18 protein-coding genes are annotated in these 18,900 nt (G+C 42.8%); 4 read left to right on the forward strand and 14 right to left on the reverse strand.

All coding sequences use genetic code 11. The features are described from left to right. Nucleotides 1-35 precede the first annotated feature (35 nt). Both ACFPRA_RS15965 and ACFPRA_RS15970 read left to right on the forward strand, forming a co-directional pair. On the forward strand, nucleotides 36-1,421 hold the full coding sequence (locus tag ACFPRA_RS15965) for an aminotransferase family protein (RefSeq protein ID WP_381436793.1): 1,386 nt from the start codon (nucleotides 36-38) through the stop codon (nucleotides 1,419-1,421). A gap of 355 nt (nucleotides 1,422-1,776) precedes the next feature. Continuing rightward, a complete protein-coding gene (locus tag ACFPRA_RS15970; protein WP_381436797.1) occupies nucleotides 1,777-3,183 on the forward strand; it encodes an APC family permease in 1,407 nt (468 codons plus the stop codon). Nucleotides 3,184-3,246: 63 nt separating this feature from the next. Here ACFPRA_RS15970 and ACFPRA_RS15975 read toward each other — a convergent pair whose 3' ends face one another. From ACFPRA_RS15975 to sppA, 5 genes are read right to left on the reverse strand one after another with little or no spacing between them, the layout of a single operon-like run. Beyond that, nucleotides 3,247-4,437, reverse strand: a complete 1,191-nt coding sequence (locus ACFPRA_RS15975) for an acetate kinase (protein ID WP_381436800.1) — start codon at nucleotides 4,435-4,437, stop codon at nucleotides 3,247-3,249. A gap of 35 nt (nucleotides 4,438-4,472) precedes the next feature. Further along, the gene (locus ACFPRA_RS15980; RefSeq protein WP_381436804.1) at nucleotides 4,473-5,384 is read right to left on the reverse strand and encodes a class I SAM-dependent methyltransferase; all 912 of its coding nucleotides are present in this window, start codon (nucleotides 5,382-5,384) and stop codon (nucleotides 4,473-4,475) included. Nucleotides 5,385-5,437: 53 nt separating this feature from the next. Then, the gene (gene tpx / locus ACFPRA_RS15985) at nucleotides 5,438-5,944 is read right to left on the reverse strand and encodes a thiol peroxidase (RefSeq protein WP_381436806.1); all 507 of its coding nucleotides are present in this window, start codon (nucleotides 5,942-5,944) and stop codon (nucleotides 5,438-5,440) included. A gap of 30 nt (nucleotides 5,945-5,974) precedes the next feature. Further along, nucleotides 5,975-6,565 (reverse strand): RDD family protein, encoded by a 591-nt coding sequence (locus tag ACFPRA_RS15990; RefSeq protein ID WP_381436809.1) that lies wholly within the window; start codon nucleotides 6,563-6,565, stop codon nucleotides 5,975-5,977. Nucleotides 6,566-6,578: 13 nt separating this feature from the next. Beyond that, nucleotides 6,579-7,592, reverse strand: coding sequence for a signal peptide peptidase SppA (gene sppA / locus ACFPRA_RS15995; RefSeq protein ID WP_381436812.1), 1,014 nt, complete (start codon nucleotides 7,590-7,592; stop codon nucleotides 6,579-6,581). Nucleotides 7,593-7,698: 106 nt separating this feature from the next. On the opposite strand from sppA, the gene ACFPRA_RS16000 reads away from it, so the two are divergent. Continuing rightward, nucleotides 7,699-8,499 (forward strand): NAD kinase, encoded by an 801-nt coding sequence (locus tag ACFPRA_RS16000; RefSeq protein WP_381436815.1) that lies wholly within the window; start codon nucleotides 7,699-7,701, stop codon nucleotides 8,497-8,499. Nucleotides 8,500-8,521: 22 nt separating this feature from the next. Here the strand turns inward: ACFPRA_RS16000 and rarD are convergent, their stop codons facing one another. From rarD to ezrA, 8 genes are all read right to left on the reverse strand, one after another. Continuing rightward, nucleotides 8,522-9,430 carry an EamA family transporter RarD gene (gene rarD / locus ACFPRA_RS16005; RefSeq protein ID WP_381436817.1) on the reverse strand — a complete coding sequence of 303 codons (909 nt, stop codon included), beginning with the start codon at nucleotides 9,428-9,430 and terminating at the stop codon, nucleotides 8,522-8,524. Nucleotides 9,431-9,714: 284 nt separating this feature from the next. Then, nucleotides 9,715-11,286: an acyl-CoA synthetase MbcS gene (gene mbcS, locus ACFPRA_RS16010; RefSeq protein WP_381436821.1), complete on the reverse strand. Its 1,572-nt coding sequence runs from the start codon at nucleotides 11,284-11,286 to the stop codon at nucleotides 9,715-9,717. Nucleotides 11,287-11,456: 170 nt separating this feature from the next. Next, nucleotides 11,457-11,666, reverse strand: coding sequence for a small, acid-soluble spore protein, alpha/beta type (locus ACFPRA_RS16015; protein WP_381436825.1), 210 nt, complete (start codon nucleotides 11,664-11,666; stop codon nucleotides 11,457-11,459). A 175-nt stretch (nucleotides 11,667-11,841) separates the two neighbouring features. Then, nucleotides 11,842-12,054, reverse strand: coding sequence for an alpha/beta-type small acid-soluble spore protein (locus tag ACFPRA_RS16020; RefSeq protein WP_239390398.1), 213 nt, complete (start codon nucleotides 12,052-12,054; stop codon nucleotides 11,842-11,844). 220 nt (nucleotides 12,055-12,274) lie between these two features. Continuing rightward, nucleotides 12,275-12,484: a small, acid-soluble spore protein, alpha/beta type gene (locus ACFPRA_RS16025; protein WP_381436828.1), complete on the reverse strand. Its 210-nt coding sequence runs from the start codon at nucleotides 12,482-12,484 to the stop codon at nucleotides 12,275-12,277. Nucleotides 12,485-12,565: 81 nt separating this feature from the next. Then, nucleotides 12,566-13,768, reverse strand: coding sequence for a tRNA uracil 4-sulfurtransferase ThiI (gene thiI, locus ACFPRA_RS16030; protein ID WP_381436831.1), 1,203 nt, complete (start codon nucleotides 13,766-13,768; stop codon nucleotides 12,566-12,568). Further along, on the reverse strand, nucleotides 13,768-14,901 hold the full coding sequence (locus ACFPRA_RS16035) for a cysteine desulfurase family protein (RefSeq protein ID WP_381436833.1): 1,134 nt from the start codon (nucleotides 14,899-14,901) through the stop codon (nucleotides 13,768-13,770). Before ACFPRA_RS16035 ends, thiI begins: the two co-directional genes overlap by 1 nt. Before the next feature lie 126 nt (nucleotides 14,902-15,027). After that, entirely contained in the window at nucleotides 15,028-16,719 is a 1,692-nt protein-coding gene (ezrA, locus tag ACFPRA_RS16040) for a septation ring formation regulator EzrA (RefSeq protein ID WP_381436836.1), read from the reverse strand. A 207-nt stretch (nucleotides 16,720-16,926) separates the two neighbouring features. Between ezrA and ACFPRA_RS16045 the strand changes: the two genes are divergently transcribed. Beyond that, entirely contained in the window at nucleotides 16,927-17,406 is a 480-nt protein-coding gene (locus tag ACFPRA_RS16045; RefSeq protein ID WP_381436839.1) for a GAF domain-containing protein, read from the forward strand. Between the two features lie 69 nt (nucleotides 17,407-17,475). On the opposite strand, the gene megL is transcribed toward ACFPRA_RS16045, so the two are convergent. Beyond that, a complete protein-coding gene (gene megL, locus ACFPRA_RS16050; RefSeq protein WP_381436842.1) occupies nucleotides 17,476-18,690 on the reverse strand; it encodes a methionine gamma-lyase in 1,215 nt (404 codons plus the stop codon). Between the last annotated feature and the right edge of the window lie 210 nt (nucleotides 18,691-18,900).

The raw sequence follows: 18,900 nt of genomic DNA on the forward strand, positions 1-18,900 counted from the left end.
AGACAATAACTATTACACATGAGGGGGTCTTTTTAATGACAAAACAAATAACGGAAAACAAAGTGAGTCCTGAACAATTACAAAAGCTCGATAAAAAACATTTCCTACACCCTACCACTCCATTACCGCTCCAACAAGCAGATGGTCCTGCTGTCATTTTTGAAAAAGGTAAAGGGATCCATATTACGGATGTTCACGGAGTTGAATACATTGACGGGGTTTCCTCATTATGGAACGTCAATCTTGGATATGGCCGACAAGAACTTGCAGATGCGGCGAGTGAGCAAATGATGAAACTGGCCTACGCTTCGTCTTTCTTTAATAACTCACACGAAGTGGTCATTCGATTATCCGAAAAACTAGCAAGCATTGCACCCGGGGATTTAAACGTTAGTTTTTTCACTTCCGGCGGTTCCGAATCAAATGAAAGTGCTTTTAAAATTGTGCGCCACTACTGGAAACTAAAAGGACAGCCAAAACGAAGAAAAATCATTTCTTTAGATCTTAGTTACCATGGCGTAACAATGGGTGCAACAAGTGCAACTGGCGTACCGGAATTTAAAAAGATGATCACAGCTATAGCGCCTGATTTTCTACATGCAATTCCTTATAAAACCAATTGCGAACTTGGGGATAAAAACGATCCGGATTACGACCGTAGTTTTAGAGGGATTATCGAGAAGGAAGGCTCAGAAAACATCGCGGCGATTATTCTTGAACCGATCCAAGGTGTTGGCGGCGTTAATATTCCACCTGAAGGGTATTTGAAAGCGGTTCGTGACCTATGTGACGAATTTGGGATTTTCATGATCACTGACGAAGTCATTACCGGCTTTGGAAGAACGGGCAAAATGTTTGGGGTCAATCATTGGAATGTTGTGCCTGATATTATGTGTGTTGCGAAAGGAATTACGAGCGGTTATATTCAGCTCGGTGCAGTGATGATGACGGAAAAGTTGAGAGATGAACTGAACAGGATGTCTGACGATGTTTTCTATCACGGCTTCACTTATAGTGGGCACCCTACAGCATGTGCAGTCGCTTTAAAAACAATTGAAATTATCGAAAATGAAGGTCTCGTGGACAATGCTCGTATAGTCGGTGAAGAATTACTAAAAGGTCTCAACCATTTAGAGCAAAAACATAAAATTACTGCAAAACCAAGAGCGATCGGTCTGATGGGAGCCATCGAATTATTCAGAGACCCGGAGCAGAGCATTCCATTTTCCCCAACTGAATTTGCAGCTCTCGCAGTCGTAGAAGAATGTGCAAAACGGAACTTGATTTTAAGACCTCTTACTTTTGGAGGGATGAACGCCGTTGCTATTGCGCCTCCTCTCATTTCAACGAAGCAAGATATCGAAAAAATGATTGACATTTTATCAGATTCGATCAGTGCATATGAAAAACAAGTTTTATAATCTGCAAGTACAATCAATTACGCCTCGGCGTAATTGCGTCCAGATTTTTTCGAGCTCGCTCGAAAAGCTCCACTAAAAAATCTGTGACATCCGCCGGAGGCTTTATCTTCGTTCAGCAGGCGTTTGGACACCCGCTGAACAGGAAAACAAAACTGCATTCATCTCACCACCTAGAGAGGTGGGAGCCTTCTGCTGAATGAAGATAATTCGTGATAATCCAGGCTATCCCGCAACCTATAAACCAGATAGAGCTGGGTGGGATAGCCTGCTTTGATTGCATCGGAATTACTGTTGCAACCCGTCTTTATGATGACTTACCCCTTTTCAACAAACAGTGGATGAAGGAGTGAATATAATGGGAATTTATAAAGATTCAAATGATTCGGTCACTACCGCAACTACCAACACTTTTGCAAACGCTTACAGTCAATCGGATGAAAATTCGTTAAAGAAAGTTTTAAAGACAAGAGATTTAGTTATTTTTGGAATGGTATTTATGGCCCCTGTATCAGCACAAACACTATTTGGCGAACTTACTCTCACTTCACAGGGTCATGCAGTGCTCTCTTATTTAGTCGGCCTCATTGCAATGGTATTTACGGCTTCTTCCTACGGGAAAATGGCAGGTGCTTTTCCAAAAGCCGGCTCTACGTATAGTTACACATCCCAAGCCATTTCTCCCAAAGTCGGCTTTGTGGCCGGTTGGGCGATCTTATTGGATTATTTACTAATCCCCATGCTACTGTATAAAATAAGCGCGATTTTTCTCATGGAACTCTTTCCGACTCTCCCATTATGGTTAACATTACTTTTCTTCCTTGTTCCTGTTACCGTAAGTAATTATCTAGGAGCCCATGTGAGCTCTCGCCTCAATATTCTGATGACCTTATTAATGCTTTTCAGTTTGGTCTTATTTATTAGTTTCGCCATCCATCATTTAATACAGAACGGTGGGATAGGCAATATATTTTCCTTTCAAGGCATTTATAATTCATCCACTTTTTCTTTTGATGCTTTACTCGCGGGGACTTCGCTCGCTGTTCTTTCTTATTTAGGATTTGACGCAGTTACAACAATGGCGGAAGATTCGAAAGTAGCAGGTAAAACAGTCGGTCGTGCGGCTGTACTTGCTCTCTTGATCAGTTCTTTCTTTTATATTTTACAAGTATACTTTGCTACAATCGTTGTCACAGACTTCACATCGTTCAGCTCCCAAGATACTGCATTCTTTGAAATTGCTGTAACCGTTGGAGGGATGGGATTAGCAACGATTTGTACCTTAATCATTGCCGTTTCAGGAATTTCAACTGCCTTGGCAGGCCAAGCCTCTGCCTCACGAATTTTGTACAGTATGGGCGGGGACAAACTATTGCCTAGCCTGTTCGCCCGATTGCATCCTAAGCATAAAACCCCTTACTGCAGCATTCTTATTTTGGCCGTTGTGGGGTATATGGGAGCGATTCTAATTCCGTTAAGTGTTTTATTTCAACTCATTGTATTTGGCGCTTTAATCGGCTTCCTTGCTGTCAACCTTTCCGTGATCATCGAGTTTTTCGGACGCCGGCATGAACGTTCGCTAAAGTATTTTATCCCGAATTTACTGGGTCCCATTTTAGGTTTAGTTGTATGCGGTTATATCACAATCGGCATTTCTCCGCTTGGAAAAACAATCGGTCTGATATGGGTATTCATAGGAATTACATTCTTATTCATCATGACAAAGATACTGAAAAGGGACGCAAACTTTTTGAATGATATGTAAGGCAAAAACTCGGTTATGAACAGTTGTTGAATGTTCATAACCGAGTTGGGTTTAATGGGACTTCTACAAGCCCGCAACACGCATCGTATCGCGCGCGATCATAATTTCCTCGTTCGTCGGGATGACTAACACTTTTACCGGTGAATGCGGGAAACTAATATAAACTTCTTTTCCGCGGATATTATTCAGATCCGGGTCAAAGTAAACACCCATGAATTCTAGGCCATGTAATACTTTCTCACGGATGACATCACTGTTCTCACCGATACCTGCTGTGAAGATGATCGCATCGACGCCGCCCATTTTTGCGGCATAAGAGCCGATGTATTTATGGATCCGCCCAGCAAAAACTTCCAAGGCAAGCTGTGCGCGCTCATTACCTTCTGAAGCCAGGATCTCGATATCGCGTAAATCGCTTGAAAAACCGGATAATGCAAGCATCCCTGACTCTTTATTGAGAATCTCCAGCACTTCTTCAACGGTTTTCCCTGTCCGTTCCATAATGTAAGGGATCAATGCAGGGTCAATATTGCCCGAACGAGTTCCCATGGTCACGCCGGCAAGTGGCGTGAAGCCCATGGAAGTGTCGATGGATTTTCCTCCTTTGACCGCTGCTATACTCGCTCCATTTCCAAGATGACAAGAAATGAGACGTGTATCTTCTAATGGGCGGTTTAATAACACTGCAGCCCGCTCAGTTACATATTTATGGCTTGTGCCATGGAAACCATACTTACGGATACCGTATTTTTCATAGTACTCATAGGGTAACGGGTACAAGAAGGAACTTTCCGTCATTGTCTGATGAAAAGCTGTATCAAAAGTCGCAGCCGCTGGAACACCTGGCAAAGCCTTTTGGAATTCCTTAATTCCAACGATATTCGCCGGATTATGCAACGGTGCCAAGCTTGAAAGTTCTTCTAGCTTTTCAAGGATTTCATCAGTGATCAATACGGAATCACTGAATATTTCCCCCCCGTGTACGACCCGATGACCAACACCGTCAATTTCCTCGTACGAACGGACAACCCCCTCACTAATGAGCATCTCCAATAACAGAGCTACCGCATCCGCATGGTTGTGAATAGCCTGTTCTTTTTTCGTATTCACCGCTTCGGATTTTAATTTAATAAAAGATCCTGGAAGTCCGATCCGTTCAATTTGCCCGATTGCCGTGACGTCCTCTTCCGGCATTTGAAGAAGCTGAAACTTTAAAGATGAACTCCCTGCATTGATTGCTAAAATATTTCGCATGGCTATGGCCTCCTATTTACTTAAATTACAATGGATCACTCTGAAGCCCAGCTATCTATCTTTTGAAGAAATAACGCCATGGCATGCTTGTCCGTCATATCTGGTACTTTTGCCAGTAGTACGTCCGGTGTTGCTGTCATTTCTGGATATGGCTTTTGCAGGATAAGTAGACTTTTGGCATGGATCGCATTTTTAAATAACGAGTCTGGCAACTGAATCACCGCTCGAATCAATGTTCGATTCTTTAAATAGGGATGTAGATAACTGGATTGCTCCGAATCAAACAAATTGGCCGGCACAAGGAATAGAGCGTAGCCGCCTGCTTTCGTATGCTTCATCGATTGTTCGATAAACAAATGATGCGCATAAGCATGACCTTCCGTCGGCATCAATTCATAATTGAGCGCATTGTCATCATCCGGGTAATAACCGACCGGCAAATCACTGATCGTCATATCGACCGGATCGACCAACAAAGGTCTTAAGGAATCTTGTATATAAAATGTAACGGGTTGCTCGAGCAAATCCGCCATCACGGCAGACAGCCGAACAAGCAACTCATCAACTTCAACCGCTGTCGCTGTTGCTCCGTTACCGATGGCATTCATCACGGTGTATAATAAATTTCCTGTTCCGGCTGCCGGGTCAAGCAATGCTAAGTTTTGCTTATCTTGAGCCACTCTCCCTGCAATATGGCCGATGAGCATCCCGATCGCATCCGGTGTCATTTGATGATTTGGTTGTGCGTGTCGGTTCATCCCTTTCAACACAGCAAGCTGGATTCCTCTTCGAATTTCCTCTTTTGTGGCTATTGCCTCTAAATCCGGTTGTTGCTCACCTTTCACCCATTTCTGGCATGCTTCAATGACCGACTCCAAGTAAAGCGAGTCCGATGATTCTGCATATGTATCGATAAACGCAAAAATTTTCTCAGTATTTGTCTCCATAATTATCCCTCTATCGCGAGAAAACCCACCCGTTTCCGAGTGGGTTTCCAAAATTAGTTTAGTAATTGTTTCACTGCTTCGATGGCTTGTTCATAGTTCGGATGGTTCGTGTTTTCACTCACGTACTCGACATACGTCACTTTATCATTTTGATCGACGACGAAGATTGAACGTGATAGTAAGCGAAGTTCTTGAATGACAACTCCATACGCTTCACCAAAAGAAAGATCACGATGATCGGAGAGAGTTTTCACATTTTCGATTCCTTCTGCCGCACACCATCTTGCCTGCGCAAATGGTAAATCGACAGAAATGGTCAAGATTTCAACATCATCTCCAAGAGATGCCGCTTCTTCATTGAACTTACGGGTTTGTACAGCGCAAACTCCCGTATCAACGGAAGGTACAACGCTGATCAGTCTGATTTTCCCTTTGGAATCTGCTAGTGTAACAGGGTTCAAATCGTTTGAGAGTACTGTGAAATCCGGTGCCGTATCTCCTACAGCTACCTCTTTGCCAAGTAATGTAACAGGATTGTTCTTAAATGTAACATTTGCCACGAAAACGCCTCCCTTTCTCTTTACATCTTACTAAATCATGGTCCCTTCTGGCAACTGTTGACTATCAGATGTACTACGATCATTGATACGCAGCTCTTTTTCATAAGCATTTTCATGGATTACGATTGTATCTGCAAACAAGTCATGTAAAGCCTCTTTTCTCGGCATGAACACAACGAGAAAATACGGGATCAAGAGCATTTTCGAAATGAAGCGTCCGAACCCTTCGCGGAAAATGACAGTTGACCACGTCAATTTCTCTCTGTCTTTCGGGATGACCTTTATGCCCATAATCATTTTTCCTACGGTTTGCTGCAAATACTTCGTCATCAAAATAAAATAGAGAAGAAGTAAAAGCAGTGCCGTCACTTTATAAGGGCTGAATAATAGAAACGAAGGATTGGTAATTTCGATACCCGCAGCTCTGAAAATCGGCTTGACAAGTATTCCACTTAACGCACTTAAAACGAGCAAGTCGATCGTATAGGCCCAGAACCGTGTCCAAAAACCTGCATATTTCGCCCGGAAGTGTTCGATCCGGACAGGCTCAGCAGTAGCAACCGATCTTGTAACGACTGTTTTTTCTGCTCGCTCTTCTTGTGGTCCCATCTGTTCTGTCATTGCGAATGCCTCCTTATCTTTCACCATACAAGTACATCATCCGTGGCGCATTGTAATCAGATAGCAATTTACCGATCAGTTCAGACTCGATATTGCTTCCAAATAATTTGCTCGCTTTCACGCCAAAAATCGAACTCCAGCTATCGAGCGTCGAATATTCGAAAACAGTTGCCTTTTGAAGATCATAGTCTTCTTTCATCGCGGCAATCACGTCCGAAGTCTTCCCGTACTCATCCGCTAATCCTGACTCGATTGCTTGACGTCCATTCATGATCCGCCCATCGGCTATTTTCTTCACATCGGCCTCTGTCATATCCCGACCTTCTTCAATAATGTCAACAAAACGCTCATACGAATCATTGATCATTTCCTGCAACATTGCCCGCTCTTCGTCTGTCATTGCACGCGAGCCACTCATAATATCTTTGTACGGACCCGTTTTGATCGTATTAAAATCGATGCCATATTTTTCAGCGAGCTTCGCATAATTGACACTTTCCATAATGACACCGATCGAACCTGTAATCGTCTCATGGTTGACGAAAATCTTATCAGCCGGTGCCGAAATGTAGTAGCCACCGGAAGCCGCCATACCACCCATGGAAACATAAAACGGGATGCCTCTTTCTTCCTGGATCATCCGTATCGCGTCATAGATATCCGCCGATTCGACAACGCCCCCGCCAGGTGTATTCACCTTTAAGACGACACCTTTGATCTGTTTGTCTTCCAGGATCCCATTCAGCTGATTCATAAAATATTGATGGTTATAGCCTGACGGTTGGAAAATGGAAGTTGAATTCCCCAAGTCTTGAATGATCCCATCAACAGTCAGAACAGCAATTTTATCTTTTCCTGTCCCTTGCTCTAAAATATTTTCCTGATAGCCCGAAGAAGAGGTGGCCCTCATCTCTTCAAAGAGACCGTTAAAATCCCTTGTAAATATGTACGATAAAGAGTTTACGCCTATCGAAACAAAAATAAGCGCTGCTGCTACGATGATTGCGATCCATCGTTTCATTGTCATTTCTAAATTCCTCCTTTTTCTCTACACCATTGTATACGTTTCAATCCCCCAAATGTTTCATATTCATGTTAAAATGGAAATACCTCATTCGGAAGGAGACAACATATTGGAAGATCGAATGAATATTTTCATTTACAGCAAACATGACAAAGACTCTCTCGAAAAGAAATCAAAAGTCGAAGATGCTTTAATTCATGAAGGATTCACAATAACGGAAGATGATACCAAAGCGAATATCATTATTAGCATCGGCAGTGACGGGTCGTTTTTACAGGCCGTTCGCAAAACCGGATTCCGTCAGGACTGCTTATATGCTGGCATATCGCTGACAGGCAAGCATGCTTTATATTGTGACTTCCATTATAACAATCTTTACGAAATGACACAGGCTATACGTGGAGCAAAACTAAAAGTGAGAAAATATCCACTTATCGAGGTAGCCGTCGATAATCAACAACCCTTTTATTGTTTAAATGAGTTCAGTATCCGTTCAAATATCATTCGGACATTCATTCTGGATGTCATCATCGACGGTACATTGTTTGAAACATTTCTCGGTGACGGGTTGATTATTTCCACTCCGACCGGTAGTACGGCTTACAACAAATCTGTAAGAGGTGCTGTCGTCGATCCATTATTGCCTTGTTTCCAAGTAACAGAACTTGCATCTGTCAATAACAATACATACAGAACGCTCGGCTCATCTTTCATCATGAGCGGTAATCGTAACTTAAAGCTGAAAGTCCACCAAGATGGGAACGACTTCCCTTCAATGGCCGCTGACAATGAAGCAATCGGCATTCGTCAAGTGGAAAATGTAGAAATCCGCTTAAGCGATAAAGTGATTAAAACGGTCAAGCTAAAAGACAATTCATTCTGGGAAAAAGTACAACGTATTTACTTATAACAGAAGGTAAAAAGAAGCCGCCTCACTGAGGTTGGCTTCTTTTTACCTTTACCACTTCCAAAATAGTAGATGCCGTAAATATGATTAATGCGAACCAGATAAATGCAAAAGACAGAAATTCAATTTTTCCAAAGGTCTCTTTAAAAACGACGACGCCGATAAATAACATTATCGTGGGCGCAATATATTGAAGGAATCCTGCCATGTAGAGCGGTATCCTTTGCACAGCTTTCGCATACATGACCAACGGGAGCGCTGTGACCAATCCTGTGAAAATCAGTAATAGATCGGTTTTCACATCGATCTGTAAAAATACGGCTTGGCCGTCCATGAATAGCCATATGTAATAAAGGACTGCAAACGGCACGATGAAAAATGTCTCAATCGTCAATCCGCGAAGGGCATCCAGTTTGACGCGCTTCTTGATCAGTCCATAGACGGCAAACGTCACTGCCAATGAAAAAGCGATCCAAGGAAATGTTCCATAATAAACCGTTAAGATGACAACGCCAATCACAGCTAATACAAATGCAATTTTTTGCGCCCCCGACAGTCTTTCCTTTAATACGATGATTCCTAAAAGGACAGAAACAAGCGGATTCATATAGTAACCAAGGCTCGTCTGAACGATATAGTTATGATTGACTGCCCAGATGTAAATAAACCAGTTGCTCGAAACAATTCCGGAGGCGGCACACAATACCCAAAAATCCCGCCGCGTACTCCACAGCTTTTTAAAATCCTCTTTCAAATGTTTTCCATTTTCCAATAATATGACGACAAGAAATGTCAAGATGAATGCCCAAACGATTCGGCTCACTAAAATTTCCATGCTGACAACATGCTCAAGACTTTTCCAATAGATCGGCATAATTCCCCATATGAGGTATGAACCAATTGCCCATAGGACACCGCTTCTCTCCGTTTGCATTACGACGCCCCCTTTTTTCTCACTATTTTATTACGTTGCAAGACCGACATCCTATTGGCCCCAAGCCCGTTTCAAAACCTTGAAGTAATTGATTTCGACTCTCGAAATAATAGTTAATTATAGACCTCTTTACGCAAAACGTAAAGTTCAACTTCCGAAATATTCAACGCTTGTCATTCGTATTAATACCAATTTTATAATCACCGAAAACATGCGCTAAATAAAAACTGCTTTTGCCCAAACGGAATTTTCCGCTAGACAAAAGCAGTAAGGCTCATGGTTAGTTAGTTATGCTGTTCCAGTTTCCGCAAGTCGACCCGTCTGATTTTTCCGGAGACGGTCTTCGGCAATTCTTCAATGAATTCAATTTTTCGAGGATATTTATAAGGCGCTGTCAAATTCTTCACATGATTCTGCATCTCAGCAATCAGGCCATCCTCATCTTTTCGTTCAGGCTCCCGGAGTACGACATAAGCCTTGACGATATTTCCTCGAACTTCATCGGGGCTTGCAACAACTGCACATTCACGTACAGCGGGATGTTTCGTTAAAGCATCTTCCACTTCAAAAGGCCCGATTGTGTAGCCGGAGCTAATAATAATATCATCGCCTCTTCCTTCAAACCAGAAGTAACCATCCTCATCCATTTTCGCCCGATCGCCCGTTACATAATAATCCCCACGGAATTGCATATGTGTCCGTTCAGGGTCTTTCAAATACTCTTTGAACAATGCAGGGGTCGAAATATGTACGGCAATATCCCCGACTTCTCCGGCTTGGACCGGATTGCCTTCATCGTCTATAATTTCGACTTTGTTGCCTGGTGTTGATTTGCCCATCGATCCTGGTCGGGCCTCCACATCGAGTAAAGATCCGATCAATAATGTATTTTCGGTCTGCCCATACCCATCTCGCACATTGAGTCCAAACGTTCGATCAAAAATATCAATGACTTCGCGGTTAAGTGGTTCCCCCGCTGAAACCGCGCTTCGAATGGATGACAGATCATAATCCTTCAAATGATCCGCTTTCGCCATGAAGCGATATTCCGTCGGTGTGCAACAAAGCACATTGACATTGTAAGTCTTAATATGTTCCAAATAAGTTTGGACATCAAATTTCCCGTTATACACCAAACCGATAGCGCCGCTTCCTAAAACGGAAAGGAACGGAGTCCAAATCCATTTTTGCCAACCAGGCGCTGCAGTAGCCCATACGATGTCATCTTCTTCAATGCCAAGCCAAGCACCGGCTGTTCGTAGATGTGCATAGCCCCAGGCATGTGTATGAACGACGCCTTTCGGGTTACCTGTCGTCCCTGATGTATAGGAAAGGAATGCCATATCTGTTCGACGGGTAGGCGGTGTCTCGAACTCCGTAGGCATCGTCTTCATCAATTCAGAGAGGGAGAGCTGCCCCTTCTCTGCTTTTCCAACAACAAATAGCTGAACGTCTTTCAAATTTTCCACTTCATTAAATTGATCTGTAAATGCTTCATAGGCAACGATGGCTTTTGCCCCACTATGCGCCAACCGATATTCGATATCAGAAGCACGTAACATTTCCGAACTTGGAATGACGACAAGCCCCGCTTTTAGGGCTCCGATGTAAGTCACATAAGCTTCAATCATCCTCGGCATCATGACAAGAACGACATCCCCCTTTTTCAATCCATTTCGGGTAAATACATGGGCTGCCCGGTTTGCCTCTTTCAGTAACTTATTGTATGTAATCTCTTTCTTTTCACCATTCGCATCAATATAAATCAATGCTTTTTTGTCTTGATCAATTGCATGTTTTTCAAATTCATCCACTATATTATATTGTTCCGGTGCAATTAGTTCTTCACGTTTCATAAACGTCCCCTCCATCTCATTATGCTTATTATACATGCCGATAAACATCAATTCAAAAGGAACCACTATTTATAAGCACGGTTTAGTTTCTCTTGGAAATGTACATACTGTCTATACAATTAAAAAAGCTGTTCCGGAAAAAAATCCAGAACAGCTTTTCCTATGTTATATTATTGCTCGAAGCCCTTCATTTGCTGTTGAGCCTGACGTACTAATCGCTTCGTAATTTCTCCGCCTACGGATCCGTTGGCACGCGATGTACTATCCGGTCCAAGTTGTACGCCAAATTCATTAGCAATTTCGTTCTTCATTTGATCAAGTGCTTGTCTAACACCAGGAACAAGTAGCTGATTTGAATTTCCGTTGTTGTTGCTAGTCATGATGATCACCTCCTTGTACGTATAGAATGTACCGTTAGCGAAATTTCATGCATTTTTTTATGAAGGAATTTTTAAATCATTCTTCGTTGGCGGTTTAATCACCTGTTTTTTTGTCCACACTTTATGAAGTAGAACCTGTACCGATCAATTGATGATGGACAGTCTAAATGATCAATTATTCTTGCGTAAAACCTTTCATCTGCTGCTGAGCTTGACGTACTAATCGCTTCGTAATTTCTCCGCCTACAGATCCATTGGAACGCGATGTAGAGTCGGGTCCCATGTTGACTCCAAATTCGTTTGCAATTTCATTTTTCATTTGATCAAGTGCTTGTCGTACACCCGGAACGACTAGCTGATTTGAATTTCCGTTGTTATTACTCGCCATATTGATCACCTCCTTGTGCAGTTAGAATGCACCACATGTGAAATTTCATGCATTTTTAAAATTACAATTTTATCCATTTCGCTGAAGTCGGTTTAGGCATTACATGTTTTGCCTAAACTGATTCAACAATTTATCTTATCGCTCTCTTTCACTTTGCTTGCCCTAAAAAAGACAGAAAAGCTGTTCCGAAAAATTCGGAACAGCTTTTTAAAGGATTCGATTATTGTTCAAAACCCTTCATTTGTTGTTGGGCCTGGCGTACTAATCGCTTCGTAATTTCTCCGCCTACGGATCCGTTGGCACGCGATGTACTATCCGGTCCAAGATTCACACCAAATTCGCTGGCAATTTCGTACTTCATTTGGTCAAGTGCTTGTTGCGCACCTGGCACTAGAAGCTGATTTGAATTTCCGTTGTTGTTGCTAGCCATGTTTACCACCTCCTTGTGCAGTTAGAATGCACCGCTTCAAAAAATTCATACAGGAGGTTTTATTGGTAATTTATTCTATACTCACAACAAGTCTTCAAACGCATCTTCCTGTTGTAGTGGCAATTGCACCGTCTCTCTGTTTTTCACCGCTTCTTCAACGAGTGGTGCGAAATCGGAAAAGCTTTCATAGTAAATGACCTTGTCAAGCCGTGGTTTTGTTTTCGGATTGGAAGGCGAGAAGATTGTACAGCAATCTTCATATGGTTGAATGGAAATATCATACGTACCGATTTTCTGCGCAATCTGGATAATCTCAAGTTTGTCTGCCGCGATGAGCGGGCGCAAAATAGGGGTCTCTGTCACGGCATTGATCGCTGTCAAGCTTTCAAGTGTCTGACTCGCAACTTGTCCTAAACTTTCCCCCGTCACGATGGCAAGCGCACCTTCTTCTTGTCGCACTTTATCCGCAATTTGCAACATCAGTCTCCGCGTCGTGGTCATCGATACATTATCAGGCACCTGAGAGACGATCATTTGCTGGATCTCAGTGAACGGAATGATATGAAGACGTACTGCGGCACCGAACGTACTTAATTTTTCCGCAAGATCCATCACTTTCTTCTTTGCTAATTCGCTTGTAAAAGGTGGGCTTGCAAAGTGGATCGCGTCGATGGATACACCGCGCTTCATCATTAAGTACCCCGCAACCGGACTATCGATGCCCCCTGATAGCATCAACATGGAATGACCATTAGAGCCAACAGGCATCCCACCTGCACCTTCATATACTTTCGCCGTCAGGAACGCACCTTCCTCACGGATCTCCACATGCAATAAAATATCCGGTTTCTTCATCTTAACAATAAGCTTGGGAAAATGACGTAGCACATGACCCCCAATTTCCTGTTGCAACTCACCTGTCACAAGTGGAAACGACTTATCTGTCCGTCGAATTTCAACTTTGAACGTTTTTCCTTCCGTTTCATCTGCACCGATGACTGCAAGTGCTTTCTCTTTAATCGCATCTAATGATGCTTCACATTTCGCGACTGGACTAAACGATTGAATACCGAATATATACGGCAATCTTGCGATGGCCTCTTTCATATCTTGTTGATCTTCCGCTATCAAAAACATCCGATCACGCTCGGGCTTAATGACAACTGTCTTCAAATCACGCAATGCCTCTTTTATATTGTTTCGCAACTTCCGGACGAACGTATTCCGATTTCGTCCTTTTAGTGATAATTCTCCGTAGCGAATTAACAGCTCATTCCATTCCATTATTGTTTTCCCCTTCCAAGCAATTCCATGAATCCGGTAAAGACACGTTCTAATTCACTTACATGCTGTTCTGAATTATTTTTTCCGAAACTAATACGGATGACACCATTTTTATATTTTTCGGGCACGCCAATCGCTTCAATGACATGACTCACTTTTGTATTTTTCGATGAGCAGGCACTGGATGTTGAAACCGTTATGCCATTTTCCTGAAAGTAATTTACGGCCACTTCCCCTTTTATTTTCGGGAATGCAAGGGATAAGATATGAGGCGCCGCCGAATCCCGTGCAAGTATGCGAACATCTTCATATCGTTCCACAACCGAAATGATCCGATTTCTCCATGCTCTGAAATCTTCTCGTTCCTGATTTGCAACATGCAGTCGCATCGCTTTTGCCAAAGCGGCTGCATCAGCCACGGACACAGTGCCGCTCCGCAGTTCTTTTTCCTGTCCACCGCCAAAGTTGATCGCTTGAGGGATCATTCCTTTTCGCATCGCGAGTATACCGGACCCTTTCAGACCATGGATTTTATGGGCAGAAATCGTTAAAGCATCCGGTCCGTCTCCCGTTAACATAACAGGAAGTTTCCCGAAACTTTGTACAGCATCACTATGAAAGACCGCCCGTGATTGTCCTTTAATCATTCGTGCACATTCCGCAATGGGCTGGATCGCACCTATTTCATTATTGACATGCATGATGCTTACTAAAATCGTCTCTTGTCGAAGCTTACTTTTCAACTCTTCAATCGAGATGACACCTTGCGCATCCACTTGTAAATAATCCACTTCAAAGCCTTGTGTTTCCAAGTATTCCATAGAGCGAAGCACCGCTGGATGTTCAATGGAGGTCGTAATAATATGGTTACCTCTTGAACGATATGCATGTGCAAAACCGATAACCGCTAAATTATTCGCCTCCGTTCCTCCAGAAGTGAAAATAACCTCACCTTCCGGCATACCTAGAATCGATTTGATCTGCTCACGAGATCTTTCCAATAATAATTCCGCTTCCTTTCCAGCAAGGTGAAGCGAAGCCGGATTCGCAAAAAAGCGTCGATTCACTTCTGTAAATGAAGCTAGAACGCTGTCATCCGGCAAAGTCGTAGCACTATTATCCAAATAAATCATTTAAATCTTCCTTTCATTTTCCGCATGAATAAGCGTGACAAAGCCACCCGCACAAGATGCGCTGGTGGCTATTTCTTTGTAGACATTCGTCGTTGTTATTCACCCAGTCAACCCTGACGAAAAAATTTATACTTGCTCTTTCACAAGTTCTTCAATCCTTTTCATCGCACCGGGTTCCACTTCTTCCACTGCGGTTGCAGCCTCTTCCAAAGCTTTCGCATATCTAAATTGCCTGAACGACTCTTCCGCCTCAAGCAATCGGGCATGCATATCAGGATTCGATGCACGGTAACGATTGCCATATTGAATGATCCATTCAATGAGCATTACATTTTCAAGCAGTTCTTCAACTTTTTCAGTTACATCCTGAACCACTTTCGCGGCATTGCCTAAATAAGAATCCACAAGTTGCATATTCAATGGAACTTCTTGCAAGCTTTGCTTTACTATGTAAATTTGCTCGTCAGCTTCCTCAAGCCGCGCTTCCATCTCATCCGGAATCCCCGGGATATTCCCTCTATGCAATAACCGATCGGCATGCTGTAATTTACGGGAGAGCTCATTCAGTTTTGTGCGAACATTGTTTTCGTCGATCCGTAAATTTTTCATCCGGTTTGTAAAACCTTCTTGTTCTTCCGCAATTTCTTCAAGCTCCTCAGAAATACTTTGCAATTCTTCCCACAAACTTGAATAGGCAGATCCTTGGCTTTCAAGACGAGTAGTCAGCACTTCAAATCTTTTTTCAAGGACATTCAATTTTTTGAGACTTTGTTGCGGGATTTGCGCTTCTTTTTCATCGAGTCTGTAACTTTGTTGTACGTATGTGGCCTCTGCCGATGTCTCCCTTGCCTGTCTCGTCATCTCTAATAGTCTTTCCGCCACATATTCATAATGTTCGTCGACGTAATGTTTCGCATTTACTTCATGTTCTAGCGCATCGTAAAAGGAATCGATGCGATCATTGATTTCCATTGTACGTTGTTGCACGACTTCAATTTGAAGTTCCGCCATTTTCTCCAACAGCTCTTCGATTTCTTCCTCAATAGCACTCAACTGCTTTGGCAGTTCAAGATGCTGCAAAAAGTAGGATTGTTCTTCCATCTCCATCGTACCCATTTTCAACTCCCGCAAAGATGCAGGTATTTTGTTTTGTAATTCCGTCAGTAATGAAGGGGTTTCATGGATAAGCCTGAACACTCTTTCTCCCTGGGCAGCCAGCGAAATGACGATTTCCCTTGCCAGCAAGTAGTTGCCGTTCGCAGTCAACTCGTCATACTCTTGAAACTTTGGATTGAACGATTCGAGCTCTTTTTCCAACGGTCTCGCTGTCATACCGAAAGAATGTTGATGGGCTAGTACCGTTTTCCGGGCAGCGCGATGTTGTTCTTTTAACTTTTCGATTTCAATCCGATTTTTCTCTTCGCTACCAACGAGCTCGTTCAACTCTTTGAGGATTTCATTCATTTTCTGATCGCAGAAACGAATTTTCTCTTGGATTTCTTTTTCCGTCTCTGTTGCTTTTCTAAAGCGGAAACGGTCAACCATATCCTCTACATCGAATAACAACGAATCAATTTTTGGCATATGTACGTCCATCACTTCTGCCCAATCGTTACGCCAACGCTCGAATTTCTCTTCAGTTTCACCAGTCATATTCAACTGTTTCACTTTCGTCATCTCTTCTAATATGGGCTTATGTTGGATCTGTAGTTTCTCTTTTTCTAAACGGCTAATTTCTTGTATATGTTTACGCCTGAATAAGAAGGCGATTGTTGTTAATATAATGAGCACTATTATTGCAATGATGAAGGTTTTCATCGTTGTCCCCCTATTCCAAATCACTGTACCATAGTATTATCCTATATAGTACCACGTTTAAAGATTTTTGGTTGCGAAAATGAATGATTTATAGGGAAAAATCTGTTTTTCCGCCATGCGGTCCGGAAAAATTGTTAAACAAAGCCCAAATGTGTATAATTAATAATTAATAATTAATTCATTTCAAGATAGTAAGGAGTGTTCGATTTGTTCGTTGGAGTCGATTATGCTACGGATGGAAAAGTAAAATATGAACAACTTGCCAGTCAACTGGACGCATTGCTGGATGGCGAGAAAAATAGATATGCAAACTTAAGCAACGCTTCTGCATTGCTAAACCAGTTTTTCGATCGCATCAATTGGGTCGGATTTTATTTGATGGATGAAGGGGAACTTGTTCTCGGTCCATTCCAAGGTTTGCCTGCCTGTATCCGGATTCCGCTTGGAAGAGGCGTCTGTGGAACAGCTGCGGCGCGTAAAGAAACAATTATCGTACCGGATGTCAATGCATTTCCAGGCCATATCGCTTGCGATGCTGCCTCGCAGTCCGAAATCGTCGTGCCGATAATAAAAGACGATGTACTTCTTGGCGTACTGGATATCGACAGTCCAGAACTCGATCGATTCACTGAAGAAGATTGTATCGGTCTCGAACACTTCGTCGATGTGCTTGTCAAACATCTTTAACAGTCATTTATTTTTGAATGAAATAAAGTCCAGGAAGTCTTATCCCGCTAGACTTCCTGGACTTGTTAGTTATTCCCCTATTTTATCCAACTGTTGCTCCAACTTCATGAATGCCGACTCCATGTCTTGGATCAAGTCATCTTCGTGTTCAAGGCCGACCGATAAGCGCAATAAGGAATCTGAGATACCCATGTGGAGCCTTTCCTCCTCCGGAACACTGGAATGGGTCATCGTTGCAGGGTGTTGAATCAATGTTTCTGCATCACCTAGACTCACCGCAATTTTAATTAGGGCAAGGTGATCCATGAATAATTGGGCTCCTTTTTTCCCGCCCTTCACAGTAAACGAAATAAGCCCCCCACCGGCCCTCATCTGACGTTTTGCAATGTCATATTGTGGATTGTCTGGATCGAACGGATAATAAACTTCCCCGACCAGTTTCTGCCCTTTTAAATAGCGGATCAATTTTTCTGCATTCGCTGTATGGCGTTCCATTCGGACCGATAATGTTTTCAAACCGCGAAGTAATAACCACGCATCAAACGGCGACATAATCCCACCAAAATCCTTTTGAATCGTCAAGCGGATTGATTCCATCTCTTCTTTATCATTGCCAACCAATAACCCTGCAATGACATCACCATGTCCATTTATATACTTAGTAGCACTGTGAACGACGAAATCGGCACCGATATCAATCGGATTTTGCAAATAAGGGGAGGTGAAAGTATTATCCACAACTACACGAATCCCATGCCGCTTCGCTACCTTGACAACCGCATGCAAATTCACAAGTTCCATCGTTGGATTGATCGGTGTTTCGACATAGATACAAACGGTTTCTGGTTTGACGAACGGTTCGATATCCTCTTCGGATTCCATCTTGATCAGGTCATGACTGATGCCATACTTCCGTTGCATAATGCCAAGTAGACCAAATGTGCAACCGTAAATCCCTCGGGAACAAAGAATATGATCGCCCGCCTTCGTTAAGTGAACTAAAACCGAACTGACCGCAGCCATCCCTGAACCGAATGCAAGCGTACTTTCTCCATTCTCAAGTGCCGTCATTCGATCTTCCAAAACGCGTACCGTTGGATTACCGAGCCTTGAGTAAATATTCCCTTCTTCCATCCCGGCAAACCGATTCTCCCCTTGAACCGCCGTGTCAAATGAAAAAGTCGAAGTCTGATAGAGTGGAACAGCAAGACTACCGTGATGCATGGTGTCCTCATAACCTTCGTGTACAACGAGCGTATCCTTATGTTTCTCCTGTCCTTTCATAGCCGATCAACCTCCTATTAGTAAGCGTTTTCATAAGATCCCAGCAAATAACCGCCACCTCTTTCATGACGGCTTTTTGCTTGCTACTGATGGGTCCTGAGCTAGCTATGCGCAATGCAAAAATCGAACGTCATAGCACAGAGAACTAATGGATTACCTTACTTTCATTTTACACCTAAAGTACGAAAAGGAACAGGCTCAATGCCTATT

The organism is Sporosarcina soli, assembly GCF_042655805.1.
GTDB classification, from domain to species: Bacteria; Bacillota; Bacilli; order Bacillales_A; family Planococcaceae; genus Sporosarcina; species Sporosarcina soli.